This window comes from Serratia sp. SCBI, assembly GCF_000747565.1.
Lineage (GTDB): Bacteria > Pseudomonadota > Gammaproteobacteria > Enterobacterales > Enterobacteriaceae > Serratia > Serratia ureilytica.
Genome location: NZ_CP003424.1, coordinates 2,404,484 through 2,419,938, shown reverse-complemented (window position 1 = coordinate 2,419,938; position 15,455 = coordinate 2,404,484). Strand labels below are relative to the sequence as shown.

Genomic DNA, 15,455 nt, shown 5'->3' with positions numbered 1-15,455 from the left:
GAGCGCCGCCGCTTTCACGGCCGCCGTTCGCCGAACGGCGCCAGCTTCATGCCGATAAGCGTCACCACGCAGATGAGCGCCCCGGCGTAGAAGGTGGAGGCGGAACCGAACAGCTCCCACAGGGTTCCGGCCCCGAGACTCGCCAGCAGCAGCGCCACGCCGCTGATCAGATTGAACATGCCGAACGCGGTGCCGCGCAGATGCGCCGGCGCGGTATGCGCCACCATCGCCGCCAATAGCCCCTGGGTCATGCCCATGTGCACGCCCCACAGCGCGACGCCAAAAAGCACCCCGCCCCAATGATCGCTCAGCGCCAATACCAGGTCGGCGGCGATCAGTACCAGCAACCCGGCTTTCAGCAATCCTTCATGGCTCATGCGGTCGGACAGTTTTCCGAACGGATAGGCCGAGCAGGCGTAGACCAGATTCATGGCGACCATCACCAGCGGGATCAGCGCCAGCGGCGTGCCGCCCTGCTGCGCCTTCAACACCAGGAATGCTTCACTGAAGCGCGCCAGCGTGAAGATCGCGCCGATGCTCACCACCCACCAATAGTTGCGCCCCAGCAGCCGCAGGTTGGCGCGAGTGATCGGGTTGGTGCGCTTGTGGGTTATCGCGGCGGCCGGCTCTTTCAGGCCGAAAAACAGCAGCGCAATCGCCAGCGCCGCCGGGATCGCCGCCACCCAGAAGATGGCGCGAAAATCGTTGTGCCACAGCAGCATCAGACCGACGGCCAGCAGCGGCCCTAAAAAGGCGCCGACGGTATCCAGCGACTGGCGCAGCCCGAAAGCCGCGCCGCGAATTTCCGGCGGCGTCACGTCGGCCACCAGGGCATCACGCGGCGCCCCGCGAATGCCTTTGCCCACGCGATCCAGCAGGCGCGCGCTCATCACCATGCCGGACGACGACGCGATGGCGAAAAACGGTTTGCTGATGGCGCCCAACCCGTAGCCCAGCAGCGCCAGTCCTTTGCGTTTGCCGAGGTAATCACTGAGCACGCCGGAGAACACCTTGACGATCAACGCCGTCGCCTCCGCCAGCCCTTCGATCAGACCGATGACAATCACGCTGGCGCCGAGCGTCGTCGCCATAAACAGCGGCAACAGGCTATGGATCATTTCCGAGGAAACGTCCATCAGCAGGCTCACGCCACCCAATACCCACACGCCGCGCGGTATGCGGCCCAACGTAGCGAAACGCGACGACATGGTTCATCCTCGATCGATTCAGCGCCGCCAGAGGCGCCTCATGATTTTTCCAAGATTGGTTAGTTGATTTTGTTCGTTCACAGATCTGCAGCCTTTAGAGATAGTGCAACGACCGTGTGACACCCATAATAATGAAGGTAATTAACATAATGATATATAGCAAAAAGATGATAGTGATTGCGGCGCTGCTGAGTTTTTCCGCCGCCGCCGCACCGGGCGTGGATCTCGTCGCCAACGAAACGCCGATCCACACGGTGAAGAGCGCCGAAGCCGTGGCCAAAATCCCCGCCGGCTTCCGGTTCGTGGAACCCGGCACGCTGACGGTGGCCATTTCCCTGCTGGGCAGCGGCCCGCCGTTCGGCCTGTACGCCCGCGACAATAAAACGGTGATCGGCAGCGAGGCGGACATCGCGCGCCTGGTGGCCGACGGTTTGGGGTTAAAACTCAGGCTGGTGCCCACTTCGTGGGAAGACTGGCCGCTGGGGGTGGCCTCCGGCAAATATGACGCCGCGGTTTACAACATCACCGTGACCAACGAACGCAAAACCAAATTCGATTTCGCCACCTATCGGCAGGATACGCTGGGCTTCTACGTCAAGTCCGACAGTAAAATCACCCAGATCAAAACGGCGCCGGATATCGCCGGTAAAAAGATCATCGTCGATTCCGGCACCAATCAGGAAGCGGTACTGCTGGCCTGGGACAAGGAGAACCGCGCCAAGGGATTAGCGCCGCTGCAGCCGGTGTACGTCACCGATAAGGCCGCCTCCACGCTGGCCATTCAGTCGGGCCGCGCCGACGCCACCTTCGGGCCCAACGTCTCCGGCGCTTATCAGGCGCGGCTGACCGGTAAAACCCGGCTGGTGGGCATCGTGCCCGGCGGCTGGCCGAAGACCGCCAACATCGCCGTCACGCTGAAGAAAGGCAACGGCCTGGTGGACGCGGTGCAGGCTTCGCTCAACAGCGCCATCGCCAACGGCAGTTATCTGCAGGTGTTGGATCGCTGGGCGGAGAGCGACGAGAAGATTGCCCATTCCGAGATTAACCCGCCGGGACTGGGGGATTGAGAGAGCAACAAACAGGCCCCGCCAGCGGGGCCTTATCGCCGGTCAATCGAGAAATGTCATTCCTCTGCCGCTTTTCGCCTCCCCAGCTTGCGGTACAGCGTGCTGCGCGAAACGCCGAGCGCCTTCGCCGCCCGGCTGAGATTGCCGCCAGCCCTGTCGATCGCCGCCTGCAGATCCTCGCCGCCGGCGTCGGCGCATGCCTGGCGCGGCGACAGCACCGCGATCGACTGCGGCAGATCGTCCAGGGTGAGCACCGCGCGATCGTCCGCCAGCGCCAGCAGCACCTTGAGCGTACTTAACAATTGCCGCACGTTGCCGGGCCACGGATAGCGCGCCAGCATCGCCAGCGCCTCCGGCAACAGGCGAATGTCGCGCCGTTCGCCGCCCAGCTCCCGCCACAGCTGCAGAATGAACGCCTCCAATTGCGCCCGCTCTCTGAGCGGCGGGATGCGCAGGCTGTATTCCTGTATGCGATACAATAAATCTTCGCGAAACGCCCCCGTTTGCACCTGCCGATGCAGATCGTGGTGCGTCGCGCAAACCAGCGCGAAATCGACCGCATAGGCGCTGCGGCTGCCGAGCGGCGTGACCGTTTTCTCCTGCAACACCCGCAGCAGGCGCGTTTGCAGGCCCGCCGGCATGTCGCCGATTTCATCGAGGAACAGCACGCCGCCATCCGCCTCACGGATCTTGCCGATATAGCCTTTGGGGTTGGCGCCGGTAAACGCCCCCGGCGCATAGCCGAACAGTTCGGACTCGATCAGCGGTTCCGGCAACGCCGCGCAGTTGATCGCCACGAAGTTGCCGTTGCGCCAGCGACTTTCCTGAAACAGGCGGCGGCTGAAGTGCTCCTTGCCGCAGCCGGTTTCGCCGGTCACGCACAGAGAAAGGCCGGCGTTGAGAATACGCAACGCTTTCTGGTGCTGCTCGTCGTGCCGTTCCGCCGGCGGCGTCGAACGCAGAGCGCTAACGCGACGCTGGGGCGCCTCGAGCAGCGAATAATAGTGCCGTTGATTGCCGGCCAGCGTCTGGCGTGGCGCGCCGGAGGGTTGCCGCAACAGATCGGGGAACAGCTGAGCGAATTCAAGCGAGCCGAATGCGGCCGGCGAGAGTTGGAACTCGACCATCGCCAGCCGATTGGCGGCGATCAGCACTTCGTTGTGAAACACCAGCAGCAGTTCCTGCGCGCAGCCCAGGCGGCCAGCGTCGGCGTGCAGGCGCAGCGTCCAGTGACGATCGGCGATCGCGCTTCTGACCCAGCGGTGTTCGATATGGCGCACCGCCTGCATGATCAGGCGCTGAGCATCAGGATACGGGCGCTGGGCCGGGGCAGAGAGATCCAGTATGCCGGCAATATGGCCATCCGGCCGGTAGATCGGCGCGGCGGTGCAGTTCAATCCGGCGTTTTGGTTGAGAAAATGCTGATCGCCGCGCACTTCGCAGAAAGCGCCCAGCGCCAGCGCAGTGCCGATGGCGTTGGTGCCCCGCTCCGCTTCTCCCCACTGGTTGCCCGGCGCCAGCGCAAAGCGCGACGCCTTGTGCAGAAAATCGTGATTGCCACGGGTTTCCAACACCAGCCCGTCGGCGTCGGCGATCACCACGATGGCCGGTTGACGCGTAATTTGCGCGCCCAACTGTTCGATCAGCGGCTGTACCCGTTGCGGCACCCAGTCGTTGCGGCTGCGCAGTTCTTCGAGCAGACCGGCTTTGATAAACGGGATATGTTGATCGGCGCGCGTCAGGCCGTAACTGCGGCTGCGCTGCCAGGATTCCGCCAGCGGGTGGGTCAGCAAACTGGCGCTCTCAGTGAGCAAGCGATCGTCAGGCAACATGCGTTTCTCCCCCGGCTGCAAGTGTTGCAAATATGTATCATGGATGTGTATCAGGCGTTGCGACACGGAACACAAAAAATCATCGGCGGCAGCGGCACCGCTCGATTGGCTTACCCACATCAGTGCTTAACATTTTAATAAATAGCCATTTTTTTAATAACGCTACGTCCGTCGCTAATCTGGCACGGGGCGTGCTTCTCTGTGCTGCGGCGACAGGCCGCACTCACAGGCGCAGCGCAATAGCGCCGGTTATCATCTGCAGAGAGGTGCTTCACATGAAATATGTTCACCCCGGTTTGCCTGGCTCGCTGGTTTCGTTCCGTCCACGCTATGGCAACTACATTGGCGGCAAATTTGTCGAACCGGTATCCGGCAACTACTTCACCAACACCTCGCCGGTGACCGGCCAGCCGATCGCCGAATTCCCGCGTTCCGACGCCAAAGACATCGAACTGGCGCTTGACGCGGCGCATGCGGCGGCGGACGCCTGGGGTAAAACCAGCGTGCAGGAACGCGCCAATGTGCTGTTGGCGATCGCCGATCGCATCGAGTCGCGGCTGGAGATGCTGGCGCTGACCGAAACCTGGGACAACGGCAAACCGATCCGCGAAACCCTGAATGCCGATCTGCCGCTGGCGGTCGACCATTTCCGCTACTTCGCCGGCTGCCTGCGCGCGCAGGAAGGCACCGCGGCGGAGATCGACCAAAATACCGTGGCCTACCATATCTATGAACCGCTGGGCGTGGTCGGCCAGATTATCCCGTGGAACTTCCCGCTGCTGATGGCCGCCTGGAAACTGGCGCCGGCGCTGGCGGGCGGTAACTGCGTGGTGCTGAAACCGGCGGAACAGACGCCGCTCGGCATCAGCGTGCTGATGGAAGAGATCGGCGATCTGCTGCCGCCGGGGGTGCTCAACGTGGTGCAAGGTTTCGGCGCCGAGGCCGGCGAAGCGCTGGCGCGCAGCAAACGCATCGAAAAAATCGCCTTCACCGGCTCCACGCCGGTCGGCCGCCACATTCTCGCCTGTGCGGCGGAGAACATCATCCCCAGCACCGTCGAGCTGGGCGGCAAATCGCCGAACATTTATTTTGAAGACATCATGCAGGCGGAGCCGGCGTTTATCGACAAGGCGGTTGAGGGGCTGGTGCTGGGCTTTTTCAACCAGGGAGAGGTTTGCACCTGCCCTTCACGCGCGCTGATCCAGGAGTCCATCTACCCGCAGTTCATGGAGAAAGTGCTGGCGCGTATCGCCACCATCCGCCAGGGCGATCCCTTCGACACCGAGACCATGATCGGCGCCCAGGCGTCAAAACAGCAGTACGACAAGATCCTGTCCTACATCGACATCGCTAAAAACGAGGGCGGCAAAATCGTTGCGGGCGGCGAGCCCGCTCAGCGCGGCGACGAAGTGCAAAACGGTTTCTACCTGCAGCCGACGCTGATCACCGGCGACAACAGCATGCGTTTCTTCCGCGAGGAGATCTTCGGGCCGGTGATTGGCGTCACCACCTTCAAGGATGAGGCCGAAGCCCTGGCGCTGGCCAACGACACCGAGTTCGGGCTGGGCGCCGGGCTGTGGACCCGCGACATCAACCGCGCCTACCGCATGGGACGCGCGATCAAGGCCGGCCGCGTATGGACCAACTGCTACCACCTATACCCGGCGCACGCCGCGTTCGGCGGCTACAAAAACTCCGGCATCGGGCGCGAGACCCACAAGGCGGCGCTGTCGCACTATCAGCAGGTGAAAAACCTGCTGGTCAGCTACGACGCCAAACCGCTGGGCCTGTTCTGAAGCCGGCGTAATGAGATAACAAGAAGGCCACCCGCAGGTGGCCTTCTTTTTTCGCGTGGCCTACTTCGCCATGCCGAGATCGATCACCATGCGGCCGCGAATGGTGCCCGCCTTCATCTCCTCGAAGATGGCGTTGATATCGCCCAATGGCCGTTTGGTCACTTTCGGCGTCACTTTGCCTTCGGCGGCGAACTGGAACGCCTCTTTCAGATCTTCGCGCGTGCCCACCAGCGAACCCACCACCTGAATGCCGTCCAGCACCAGGCGCGGAATGCTCAGATCCATACTCTCCGGCGGCAGCCCCACGGCCACCACTTTACCGCCGGCGCGCACCGCATTGACCGCCGAGTTGAAGGCGGCTTTCGCCACCGCCGTCACCACCGCCGCGTGAGCGCCGCCGGTTTGCTGCTGAATGATCTCCTCCGCGTTTTGCGTTTTGGAGTTGATCGTCAGATCGGCGCCGATCTGTTTGGCGAACTCCAGCTGGCCATCATTGACGTCGATGGCGATCACTTTGGCGTTAAACACGTTCTTGGCGTACTGCAACGCCAGGTTGCCCAGCCCGCCCAGGCCATAGATGGCGATCCACTGCCCCGGCTTGATATCGGAAATCTTCACCGCCTTGTAGGTGGTGACGCCGGCGCAGGTGATGCTGCTGGCGGCGAAAGAATCGAGCCCGTCCGGCACTTTCACCGCGTAGTCCGCCACCACGATGCACTCTTCCGCCATGCCGCCGTCAACGCTGTAGCCGGCGTTTTTCACCGAGCGGCACAGGGTCTCGTTGCCGCTGACGCAGTATTCGCAGTGGCCGCAACCCTGGTAAAACCAGGCGACGCTGGCGCGGTCACCCACTTTTAACGAGGTGACGCCCTCACCGACGGCGGAGACCACGCCGATGCCCTCATGCCCCAACGTAATGCCCGGCACCTCGCCGAAATCGCCGTTTTTCACGTGCAAATCGGTGTGGCACACCCCGCAACACTCCATTTTCAACGCCGCTTCGCCGTGCTTCAGCGGGCGCAGCACTTTATCCTGAATGTCTACGGTATGGTTTTTCGTCACTACGGCAGCTTTCATGGTGTTTTCCTTAGCAGTGTGGGAAGTACAGTTGTTAATGTAGTGACTGTATTCGGCGAGGGCAAGCGCCGCGTGTTTTGTGTAAAAACAAATAATTAAATATGAATCAGTCTGATTATTTCATAAAAAACCATTAACAGACGGCGCGATCGCCTTGAGATTGGCAGCCGTGAACAATCGCGCCTCTCTGGCTTGATTTACCCCTTGAAGCGATTAACAGGGATTTTGAGGTAGTGCCGCCCATCATCTTCGCAATCAGGCAGAACGCCGCCGCGAATGTTGACCTGCAGCGCCATCAGCATCAATTCCGGATGCGGCAACGTGGCGTCTCGCTGCTTCCTTTGCGCGATAAATTGGGCTTTATCCATGTTGGCCACCCAGGGGTTGTTCTCGCGCTGCTCTCGCACGGTGCTTTCCCAGCGGGCCTCACGCCCCGCCGGGCGATAATCGTGGCCGGTAAACAGGCGGGTATCCGCTGGCAGGCTCAAGATCCGCTGCAACGAATCCCACAGGGCTTCCGCATTTCCGCCGGGGAAATCGGCCCTTGCGGTGCCGCTGTCAGGCATGAAAAACGTATCGTGAATAAACGCCGCATCGGCAATGTGATACGTGACGGAAGCCAGGGTGTGGCCAGGAGACAGCAAGACTTCAGCGCGCAGGTTGCCGATAAAAAAGACGTCCCCATCCGCAAACAGCGCATCCCACACGGTCTCGGCGGGAGGCAGTTCCTTCAAATTATAGATGTCTTGCCACAGCCCCTGCACGGCGGTGATTTTTTCGCCTATGCCGCTGAGGGCGCCGGTTTTCTGCGCCAGCCAGGTTGCGGCAGAAAAATGGTCGGCATGCGGGTGCGTATCCAGCACCCAGGCCACGCCCCATCCTTGCTGTCGGATAAAGCTCAAAATGGTGTGCGCCTGCTGATGCGATACCGTGCCCGATCGGCGGTCAAAATCCAGTACCGGGTCGATGATGGCGCAGCGACGCGCCTCGGGATCGGCGACGACATACTGCAGGCTGCCGCTTTCCGGCTCATAAAATGCGTGCACTTGCGCATGAGACTGAACGGACTGATGCCGGCGATACCAGCTGAGCGCCTTATCGGCATCCGCGCCATATTCTTCGCATTGGCTGCGGAATCGCGCTTCATCGATCCGCCCTTCGCGCAGCGCATGCAGCAGAGCAAGGCAGGCTGAGCGCGCCCCGCTCCGGCAGTGCGCCAGGGTCTTCTTGCCCCGCCGCAACAGGTAATGGAAGGTATAAACGGTCTCCCAGGTCAGCGTGTCGAACGTGTAAGGAAGATAGACGTAGTCTATGCCCATGCCTTCAGCCAGCGTTTTCTCTTGCTGATGGGATAGATGCTCCCCCGGTTCTTCATCTGGCCGGTTGTTGACAATAAGCCGGTAGCCTTGTTGATGCAGGGTAGCGAAATCACTCGCTGCGGGCGCCCCGAAAAGGAGAGCTGATGATGGTATGTACGGATGCGCATATTTTTTCCTTCTGTCTTATAAGCTTTTAAAAAGCATATAAAGGGCCAGCACCAAGAGCATGGCGGCGTAGAGCACACGGATAATGTCCTCGCGTTTCTTCAGGCGCTCGGTGAGCGCAACCCCCACGACGCCCCCCAGAACACCGCCGACGATCAGCCAGCACGTGATGACGAGCGACACCTTGCCGGACAAGGCATAGCTTGCGCTCGTCGATAAACCCATGGCAGAAACCACCACCAGCGAGGTGGCCACCGCTTCAAGCAGCGAAAAGCGGAAAAACCAGAGCAGCGCCGGCACCACTAAAAATCCGCCGCCGATACCCAGAAAGCCGGCCACCGCGCCGAGCGCCAACACGCTGGGCCACACGATGGCGGGATGAAAGGTTGCATCCGGGGAAGCCAACCCGTTGCCGGCCCGGTGATTTTTTTTCAGCGTTAATCCGGCGACAATCAGCATCAGCAAAGCGAAAGGCAGGGTTAGATAGCGCCCGTCCGTGATTTTTCCCATCTGTGAACCTGCCAGCGTTCCTGCCACCGCGACCAGCGACACGACAATGCCGGTTCGCCACCGGACGTTTCCTTTGGCGGCGTGCGCAAAAAGGTTGAGCAGCGCACTGACGGCGACGGCCATGGCGCTGGTGCCTATCACCAAATGCGTATCCGGGATTTGCACCATATACAGCAGCAGCGGCACACAAACGATGGAGCCGCCTCCGCCTGTCAGGGCCAAGAGAAATCCGACTATTCCTCCGGTTATCACCAATAACATCAGGGTATAAAAAGTAAAATGGAAAAAATCCAATGCGCTAATTCCTGAACGGTGTTTGTGGCATTTATTAACGATCAGTTCGCATTGATTGTCAAATAACTTATTACATTTAGCTATTACATATAGCTAAATCGAATATGTGATTTTCAATATAATCATAAGTTCTATGAATTCCCTTTTAATCTGGGCATTAACCCCCTACTTTCTTATGAAAGGAGGCCTGCATGAAACCGGAAAAAATAAACACCCAGAAAAAAGTTGTTGTTATTGGCGGTGGTTCATCTGGAATAAGCGTCGTGGCAAGCATAAGGAAGCGAGTTAAAGGCATTGATATAACGGTAATTGAACCTGGCGACTGTCATTATTATCAACCGGCATGGACCCTGGTGGGCGGCGGGCTTTTTGATATCAATGAAACGCGGCGTTCCATGCGCGCCGTCACCCCCCAGGAACCGCATGGATTCAGGATAGCGTGGTCAGAGTGGAGCCCGGCCCAAAATATGTCGAGACCCGCCAAGGGCAGAAAATAAACTACGACTTCCTTATTGTTGCCTGCGGCCTCGTTTTACGTTGGGATAAAATAGAGGGTCTTGAAGAAACGTTGGGAATGAATGGCGTCACCTCTAATTATCGTTTTGATCTTGCGGAATACACCTGGAAACTGGTTCGTGAAATGCAAGGCGGCGAGGCGATATTTTCTCAACCACCAATTCCGATAAAATGCGCCGGCGCGCCGCAAAAAGCCTTATACCTTTCATGCGATCACTGGCGGCGACAAGGTGTCCTTAATAATATTAACGTCAATTTTTGCCTGGCGGGCGCGGCGGTATTCGGCGTGCCGCAATTTGTTCCTCCGCTGACCGATTACTTGAAAAAATACCGCGCACAGGTCAACTTCCGGCATAATTTAGTTCGCGTTGATGGGCAGCGTCGGCAAGCGACCTTTTCTCTGGACGGTGATGAAGGAGGCAAACGCGAAGTGACACTGCCCTTCGATATGCTGCACGTAGTGCCGCCGCAATCTGCGCCGGCGTTCATTTCGCAAAGTGGGTTGTCTGACGAGTCAGGTTGGTGCGACGTGGATAAATTCACCCTACGGCATAAGCAGTGGCAGACGATTTTTGCGGTTGGCGACTGTTGCGCCACGCCAAATGCCAAAACCCTGGCGGCGGCTCGCAAACAGGTGGTGGTGGTGGCAGAGAACATCGCGGCGCAGCTTAACGGCGCCCCTGATGCGGCACGGTATGATGGTTATGGCTCCTGCCCATTGACGGTAGAGAAAGGCAAGGTTGTTCTGGCGGAGTTTGGTTACGACAGTAAATTGCTCCCCACCTTTCCTCTGTTCGACAACACGCATCCCAGCCGTATGGCATGGTGGCTGAAGGCCTGGTTTTTACCCAAATTTTACTGGGCGGGCATGTTGCGCGGGGTCGAATGGTTTGCCAAAAGCAAGCCATAGCGACCGTCATCGTTATCCGCGCCTCGCGGCTTCCGCAGGCGCTTGACTATTTGGCGATACACAGCCACCATCGCTTGCGAGCCATCAGGCTGATTGCAAGCCGTCACCACTAACCGGTCGATCAACGATGAAAAATGCCCCCGCCGTTACGATTCACTACTGTTCACAATGCAATTGGTTGCTGCGCGCCGGCTGGATGGCGCAAGAGCTGCTCAATACCTTCGGCGACGATCTCGCCTCCGTCACCCTGATGCCGGGCACCGGCGGGGTGTATCAAATCAGCGTCGATGGCGTGATGATTTGGGATCGCAAAATTGACGGCGGCTTCCCCGATGCGGCGCAGTTAAAGCAGCGGCTGCGCGATCACAGCTTTCCCGAGCGTTCCCTCGGCCACAACGACGGCAAAAAAGCCCGGCACTGAACGGCGTCAGCCCACCGCCGGCGGCCGCGCGCCGAGAATGCGCGGCATCACTTCTTTCATCATTTCCATGAACTTGCGCAGGCGAGCCGGGTAATAGCTGGCGTAGGGATACAGCAGGTAGATAGGCAGCGGCGCGGCGCGCCAGGCCGGCAACACGGTTTGCAGCGCCCCGTCGGCCACATCGTCCCGCACCAGCCAGGAGGAGACAATCGCGACGCCCAGCCCCTCCAGCGCCGCCTTGCGTACCGCGTACAGGCTGTCGGTGCTCAACCTCGGCGTGATATCGAACCGCCCCTGCTCGCCGCGCTCAACATGGGTCAGCACCACTTCATTGCGATAAAAACTGTTCAACGCCAGCCACGGCAACCGCGCCAAATCGTCAAGACAGCGAACCGGTTCTCGGCTCGTCAGCAGCGCCGGCGACGCTACCGTGCTGCGCGGCACCTCCGCCAGCAACACCGCCACGACCGACGGATCGGTCACAGCACCGACGTGAATGGCGCAATCCACGCCTTCGGGAATAAAGTCCGGAGAATGATCGTTCAGCGTCCACTCAACGTAAGTTTGCGGGTAGCGCCGCAAGTACTCGCCCAACGGACCGATCAGCTGATCCTGGCCGAAAGCGTGCGGCGCCCGCACGCGCAACACCCCGACCGGTTCGTCGCGCGCGCCGCCCAGCCATTCTTCCAGGCTTTGCCATTGCTCGATCAGCCCCCGCGCCTGGCGGTAACAGCGCTCGCCGTCGTCGGTCAGTTTGAGGGCGTGAGTCGTCCGCTGGATCAGTTTGGCGCCCAGCAGCTGCTCCAACGCCTGCAGACGCCGACTGATCGTCGGTTGTGAGGTGCCCAGCTGCTGCGCCGCCGCCGACAGGCTGCCGCTTTCGACGATGCGCACCAGCGTATGCAGCAAAGTTATGCGGTCGCCGTTGGGTAAATTAATTTTATTCATACGTTAAGTGTATAACAGTTTTACCTGCGAGGGGGCTACAGCGGAATGAAGCAAGCGGTAAAAATGGCCGCACATTCACTTTGCAGGGATCTTTGCCATGAGCACCACCGCCACCAACGGCGCCCCGTCCGCCAACGTCGTGTTTCTGCTGGCCGCCGGCGCCGGCCTCAGCGTCGCTTCAATCTATTACAGCCAGCCCATGCTCGGCATGATGGGCGCCGATTTCCACGCCGGCGTCGCCGATGCCGGCATGGTGCCGACGCTGACCCAGTTGGGTTATGCGTTGGGCATTTTACTGTTGGCGCCGCTGGGCGACCGGTACGATCGCCGGCGGATCATTCTGATCAAAGGCGCGCTGCTGACGCTGACGCTGCTGCTTTGCGCGTTTGCCGCCTCATTCCCGCTGTTGTTGCTCAGCAGCCTGGCGATAGGCCTGACCGCCACCGTCGCCCAGGACATTATCCCCGCCGCCGCCACGCTGGCGCCGGAGGCCAGCCGCGGCAAAACCGTCGGCGCGGTGATGACCGGGCTATTGGCCGGTATTCTGCTGTCGCGCGTGTTCAGCGGCGCGCTCGCCGAGTTCGCCGGCTGGCGCAGCGTTTACGCGCTGGCGGCGCTGGGCGTTTTGCCGATCACGCTGGCTATCTGGCGCATGTTGCCGCGTCTTCGCCCCCATAACGCGCTGAGTTACCCCGCGCTGCTGCGCTCGCTGGGGCACCTGTGGGCCGCGTATCCCGAGCTGCGGCGTGCAACGCTGGCGCAAGGCTTTCTGTCATTGGGCTTCAGCGCTTTCTGGTCAACGCTGGCGTTGATGCTGGCGGAGCGCTACCAGATCGGCAGCGCGGCGGCCGGCGCGTTTGGTCTGGCGGGGCGGCGGGTGCGCTGGCGGCGCCGTTGGCGGGAAGCCTGGCCGATCGGCACGGCCCTGACGCCGTGACCCGCATCGGCGCGGCACTGGTCCTGGCCGCCTTCGCCCTGATGTTTCTGCTTCCGCTGTTGCCGCTCCCGGCGCAGCTGGCGCTCATTGCGCTGAGCACCGTCGGATTCGATCTGGGCATCCAGGCGACGCTGATCGCACACCAGACCATCGTCTACGGTCTTGATCCGGCGGCCCGCAGCCGCTTGAACGCCCTCTTGTTCACCGGCGTATTCATCGGCATGGCGACCGGCGCCGCCCTCGGCAGCCGCATTCTGGCAAGCGCGGGCTGGCCGGGCGTCGTGGCGCTGGCAACCGCGGCGGGGGCCGTGGCGCTGTGGATCCGCTGCGGGCGCAAAACGGCACGCGTAGCGGCCTGATATCGCCCTCTACTGGCGCAAGCGGTTGATTTCACCCAGGCCTCTTGCGCTATACTGAGCGCCCTTTTTGCTACGCATTCAAAACAATTTTATGATGGAACGCTTGCTAGAAAACGCGATGTACGCCTCCCGCTGGCTGCTCGCGCCGGTTTATTTCGGCCTTTCACTGGCCCTGGTCGCCCTGTCTATCAAATTTTTTCAGGAGATCCTGCACGTCCTGCCCAACATTTTCTCCGTCGCTGAAGCCGATCTGATCCTGACCCTGCTGTCGTTGGTCGACATGGCGCTGGTCGGCGGGCTGCTGGTGATGGTGATGTTCTCCGGGTACGAAAATTTCGTCTCGCAGTTGGATATCACCGAAGGAAAAGAAAAGCTGAGCTGGCTGGGCAAAATGGACGCCACCTCGCTGAAAAACAAAGTCGCCGCGTCTATCGTCGCCATCTCGTCCATCCATCTGCTGCGGGTGTTTATGGACGCCAAGAACGTGCCAGACAACAAGCTGATGTGGTATGTGATCATCCACCTCACCTTCGTACTCTCCGCCTTCGTGATGGGTTATTTGGACAAAGTGACCCGCTCCAAGCACTAAACGCGCCGCCACGCCCGATCGTCAGGATCGGGTGTCTTCCCCTCCTTCGCTGTTTCCCAACCGTCGCCGCCATCATGTCTTTCATCTGGCACATCTGATGATAATTTTATTATAATGTCATTACACTCATTATGGACCGAACGCCGGCCATCGCGCCGGATTCGCCGCAGACAGGATCACGCTCCCCCATGCCATTACATGGTCACCCCCTGCAATTCCACGATATTCAGGCGATTCTGCCTCATCGCTATCCCTGTCTGTTGGTCGATCGCGTGCTGCCCGCCGGCACCTGCATCGCCGAAGGGCGGCTGAGCGCCATCAAGAACATCACCGCCAATGAGCCGACGTTCTGGAGCGGCCATGCGCGCTTCGCCGGTTTTCCTGGCGTGCTGTTGGTGGAAGCGCTGGCGCAAAGCACCGGTCTGCTGGCGCATTACTATCTCGGGGCGCTTAACGAAGGGGAACATTACTACTTCGCTTCCATTCAGCGGGCGCGGTTTTATCGCGCCGCCCGTCCCGGCGACCAGGTGTTGATGGAGGTCGCCTTTGTACGCCGGCGCGGCGCGATCGCCCGCTTCACCGGCCGTGCCAGCATCGATGGCCGGCGCATTTGCACCGCCGATTTCATGTGCGCCCGTAAGTAAACAGGCCGCTTGCCAAAGGAGCCCTGCGAATACCATGTCTCTGGTTGACAGCTTACTCAGAACCCTCGATTTCTCCCCGCGTGGCCAGGTGATCGCTCGCGAAGCCGACGCCTGGGGCGAAATCATCGTTTCCGATCACAAGGACTACCGCACGCTGCGGTTTGACGGCATCTGCGAGCAAAGCAAGATGAGCCTCAGCAACCCCGCACAGCCGATCCACAACTACATCAAAGCGATGCTGATGGCGGTGGCCTGGCAGCCGCCGACGTCGGCGTTGATCCTGGGGTTAGGCGGCGGCAGCCTGCTGCGTGCGCTGCACGCGCTCGATCCGGCTATGCGCCTGGAGGTCGTCGAGCTGCGCGCCGCGGTAATCGCCGTCGCACGCCGCTATTTTACGCTGCCGGCCACCGACACCATCAGCCTGCGCACCGCCGACGCCATGGACTTCGTGCGCCCGCCCGCCGAGACGCGTTACGATCTGATTTTCTCCGATCTCTATTCGGCGTTCGCCATGGATCCGCAGCAAGGCACCCAGACATTCCTGGAGAACTGCGCCGCGCGGCTGAATGACGGGGGCTGGCTGGTGCTGAATTACCACGATCTGCCCGACGAAAACAGCCTGCTGTACCACAGCCTGCACCGGATATTCGCCACCGTGCTGTTTTGCATCGCCCCCAGCGGCAACGTGATCATTTATGCTACGCCGGCCCAGGTGTCGCTGCCGCTCAGCACGCTGCGCACGCTGGCCGCCGGCAGCGGCGAGCTGTTCAACTGCGAACTCGGCTACCTGTCACGCAAGATAGAGCGGCTGCATTTCCGCTAAAGACGAGCGGCGGCGATGTCTGGCTGGCCGCTTCGCTCAC

At 60.6% G+C, this 15,455-nt stretch carries 14 protein-coding genes and 1 pseudogene; 9 read left to right on the top strand and 6 right to left on the bottom strand.

What is annotated here, in order from left to right; translation table 11 throughout:
• Window positions 1-14: 14 nt before the first annotated feature.
• Window positions 15-1,208 carry an MFS transporter gene (locus SERRSCBI_RS11360; RefSeq protein ID WP_042784480.1) on the bottom strand — a complete coding sequence of 398 codons (1,194 nt, stop codon included), beginning with the start codon at window positions 1,206-1,208 and terminating at the stop codon, window positions 15-17.
• A 149-nt stretch (window positions 1,209-1,357) separates the two neighbouring features.
• On the opposite strand from SERRSCBI_RS11360, the gene SERRSCBI_RS11355 reads away from it, so the two are divergent.
• A complete protein-coding gene (locus tag SERRSCBI_RS11355; RefSeq protein ID WP_089191740.1) occupies window positions 1,358-2,275 on the top strand; it encodes an ABC transporter substrate-binding protein in 918 nt (305 codons plus the stop codon).
• Window positions 2,276-2,331: 56 nt separating this feature from the next.
• Here SERRSCBI_RS11355 and SERRSCBI_RS11350 read toward each other — a convergent pair whose 3' ends face one another.
• On the bottom strand, window positions 2,332-4,107 hold the full coding sequence (locus SERRSCBI_RS11350; RefSeq protein WP_042784479.1) for a sigma-54-dependent Fis family transcriptional regulator: 1,776 nt from the start codon (window positions 4,105-4,107) through the stop codon (window positions 2,332-2,334).
• Window positions 4,108-4,382: 275 nt separating this feature from the next.
• Here SERRSCBI_RS11350 and SERRSCBI_RS11345 point away from each other — a divergent pair, with 275 nt between their 5' ends.
• Window positions 4,383-5,903, top strand: a complete 1,521-nt coding sequence (locus SERRSCBI_RS11345; protein WP_042784478.1) for an aldehyde dehydrogenase family protein — start codon at window positions 4,383-4,385, stop codon at window positions 5,901-5,903.
• Window positions 5,904-5,963: 60 nt separating this feature from the next.
• Here SERRSCBI_RS11345 and adhP read toward each other — a convergent pair whose 3' ends face one another.
• The 3 genes from adhP to SERRSCBI_RS11330 form a co-directional block, all read right to left on the bottom strand.
• The gene (gene adhP / locus SERRSCBI_RS11340; RefSeq protein ID WP_033643042.1) at window positions 5,964-6,980 is read right to left on the bottom strand and encodes an alcohol dehydrogenase AdhP; all 1,017 of its coding nucleotides are present in this window, start codon (window positions 6,978-6,980) and stop codon (window positions 5,964-5,966) included.
• Window positions 6,981-7,177: 197 nt separating this feature from the next.
• Window positions 7,178-8,374 (bottom strand): bifunctional sulfur transferase/dioxygenase Blh, encoded by a 1,197-nt coding sequence (gene blh / locus SERRSCBI_RS11335; RefSeq protein ID WP_232230789.1) that lies wholly within the window; start codon window positions 8,372-8,374, stop codon window positions 7,178-7,180.
• Window positions 8,375-8,482: 108 nt separating this feature from the next.
• Complete coding sequence (locus tag SERRSCBI_RS11330) at window positions 8,483-9,268, bottom strand: sulfite exporter TauE/SafE family protein (RefSeq protein WP_042784477.1); 786 nt, start codon at window positions 9,266-9,268, stop codon at window positions 8,483-8,485.
• Window positions 9,269-9,459: 191 nt separating this feature from the next.
• On the opposite strand from SERRSCBI_RS11330, the gene SERRSCBI_RS25085 reads away from it, so the two are divergent.
• From SERRSCBI_RS25085 to SERRSCBI_RS11320, 3 genes are all read left to right on the top strand, one after another.
• Complete coding sequence (locus SERRSCBI_RS25085) at window positions 9,460-9,765, top strand: FAD/NAD(P)-binding oxidoreductase (protein ID WP_232230774.1); 306 nt, start codon at window positions 9,460-9,462, stop codon at window positions 9,763-9,765.
• The gene (locus SERRSCBI_RS11325; RefSeq protein WP_232230773.1) at window positions 9,717-10,694 is read left to right on the top strand and encodes an FAD/NAD(P)-binding oxidoreductase; all 978 of its coding nucleotides are present in this window, start codon (window positions 9,717-9,719) and stop codon (window positions 10,692-10,694) included. The genes SERRSCBI_RS25085 and SERRSCBI_RS11325 overlap by 49 nt, the downstream gene beginning before the upstream one ends.
• A gap of 127 nt (window positions 10,695-10,821) precedes the next feature.
• Window positions 10,822-11,115, top strand: coding sequence for a SelT/SelW/SelH family protein (locus SERRSCBI_RS11320; RefSeq protein WP_033643038.1), 294 nt, complete (start codon window positions 10,822-10,824; stop codon window positions 11,113-11,115).
• A 6-nt stretch (window positions 11,116-11,121) separates the two neighbouring features.
• On the opposite strand, the gene SERRSCBI_RS11315 is transcribed toward SERRSCBI_RS11320, so the two are convergent.
• Window positions 11,122-12,063, bottom strand: a complete 942-nt coding sequence (locus tag SERRSCBI_RS11315) for a LysR family transcriptional regulator (protein WP_042784475.1) — start codon at window positions 12,061-12,063, stop codon at window positions 11,122-11,124.
• A 97-nt stretch (window positions 12,064-12,160) separates the two neighbouring features.
• On the opposite strand from SERRSCBI_RS11315, the pseudogene SERRSCBI_RS11310 reads away from it, so the two are divergent.
• From SERRSCBI_RS11310 to SERRSCBI_RS11295, 4 genes and pseudogenes are all read left to right on the top strand, one after another.
• A pseudogene (locus SERRSCBI_RS11310) lies at window positions 12,161-13,359 on the top strand (MFS transporter).
• Window positions 13,360-13,453: 94 nt separating this feature from the next.
• Window positions 13,454-13,948, top strand: a complete 495-nt coding sequence (locus SERRSCBI_RS11305) for a TIGR00645 family protein (RefSeq protein WP_025302805.1) — start codon at window positions 13,454-13,456, stop codon at window positions 13,946-13,948.
• Window positions 13,949-14,136: 188 nt separating this feature from the next.
• On the top strand, window positions 14,137-14,592 hold the full coding sequence (gene fabZ, locus SERRSCBI_RS11300) for a 3-hydroxyacyl-ACP dehydratase FabZ (RefSeq protein WP_033643035.1): 456 nt from the start codon (window positions 14,137-14,139) through the stop codon (window positions 14,590-14,592).
• Window positions 14,593-14,626: 34 nt separating this feature from the next.
• Window positions 14,627-15,415: a spermidine synthase gene (locus SERRSCBI_RS11295; RefSeq protein WP_033643034.1), complete on the top strand. Its 789-nt coding sequence runs from the start codon at window positions 14,627-14,629 to the stop codon at window positions 15,413-15,415.
• Window positions 15,416-15,455: the final 40 nt, after the last annotated feature.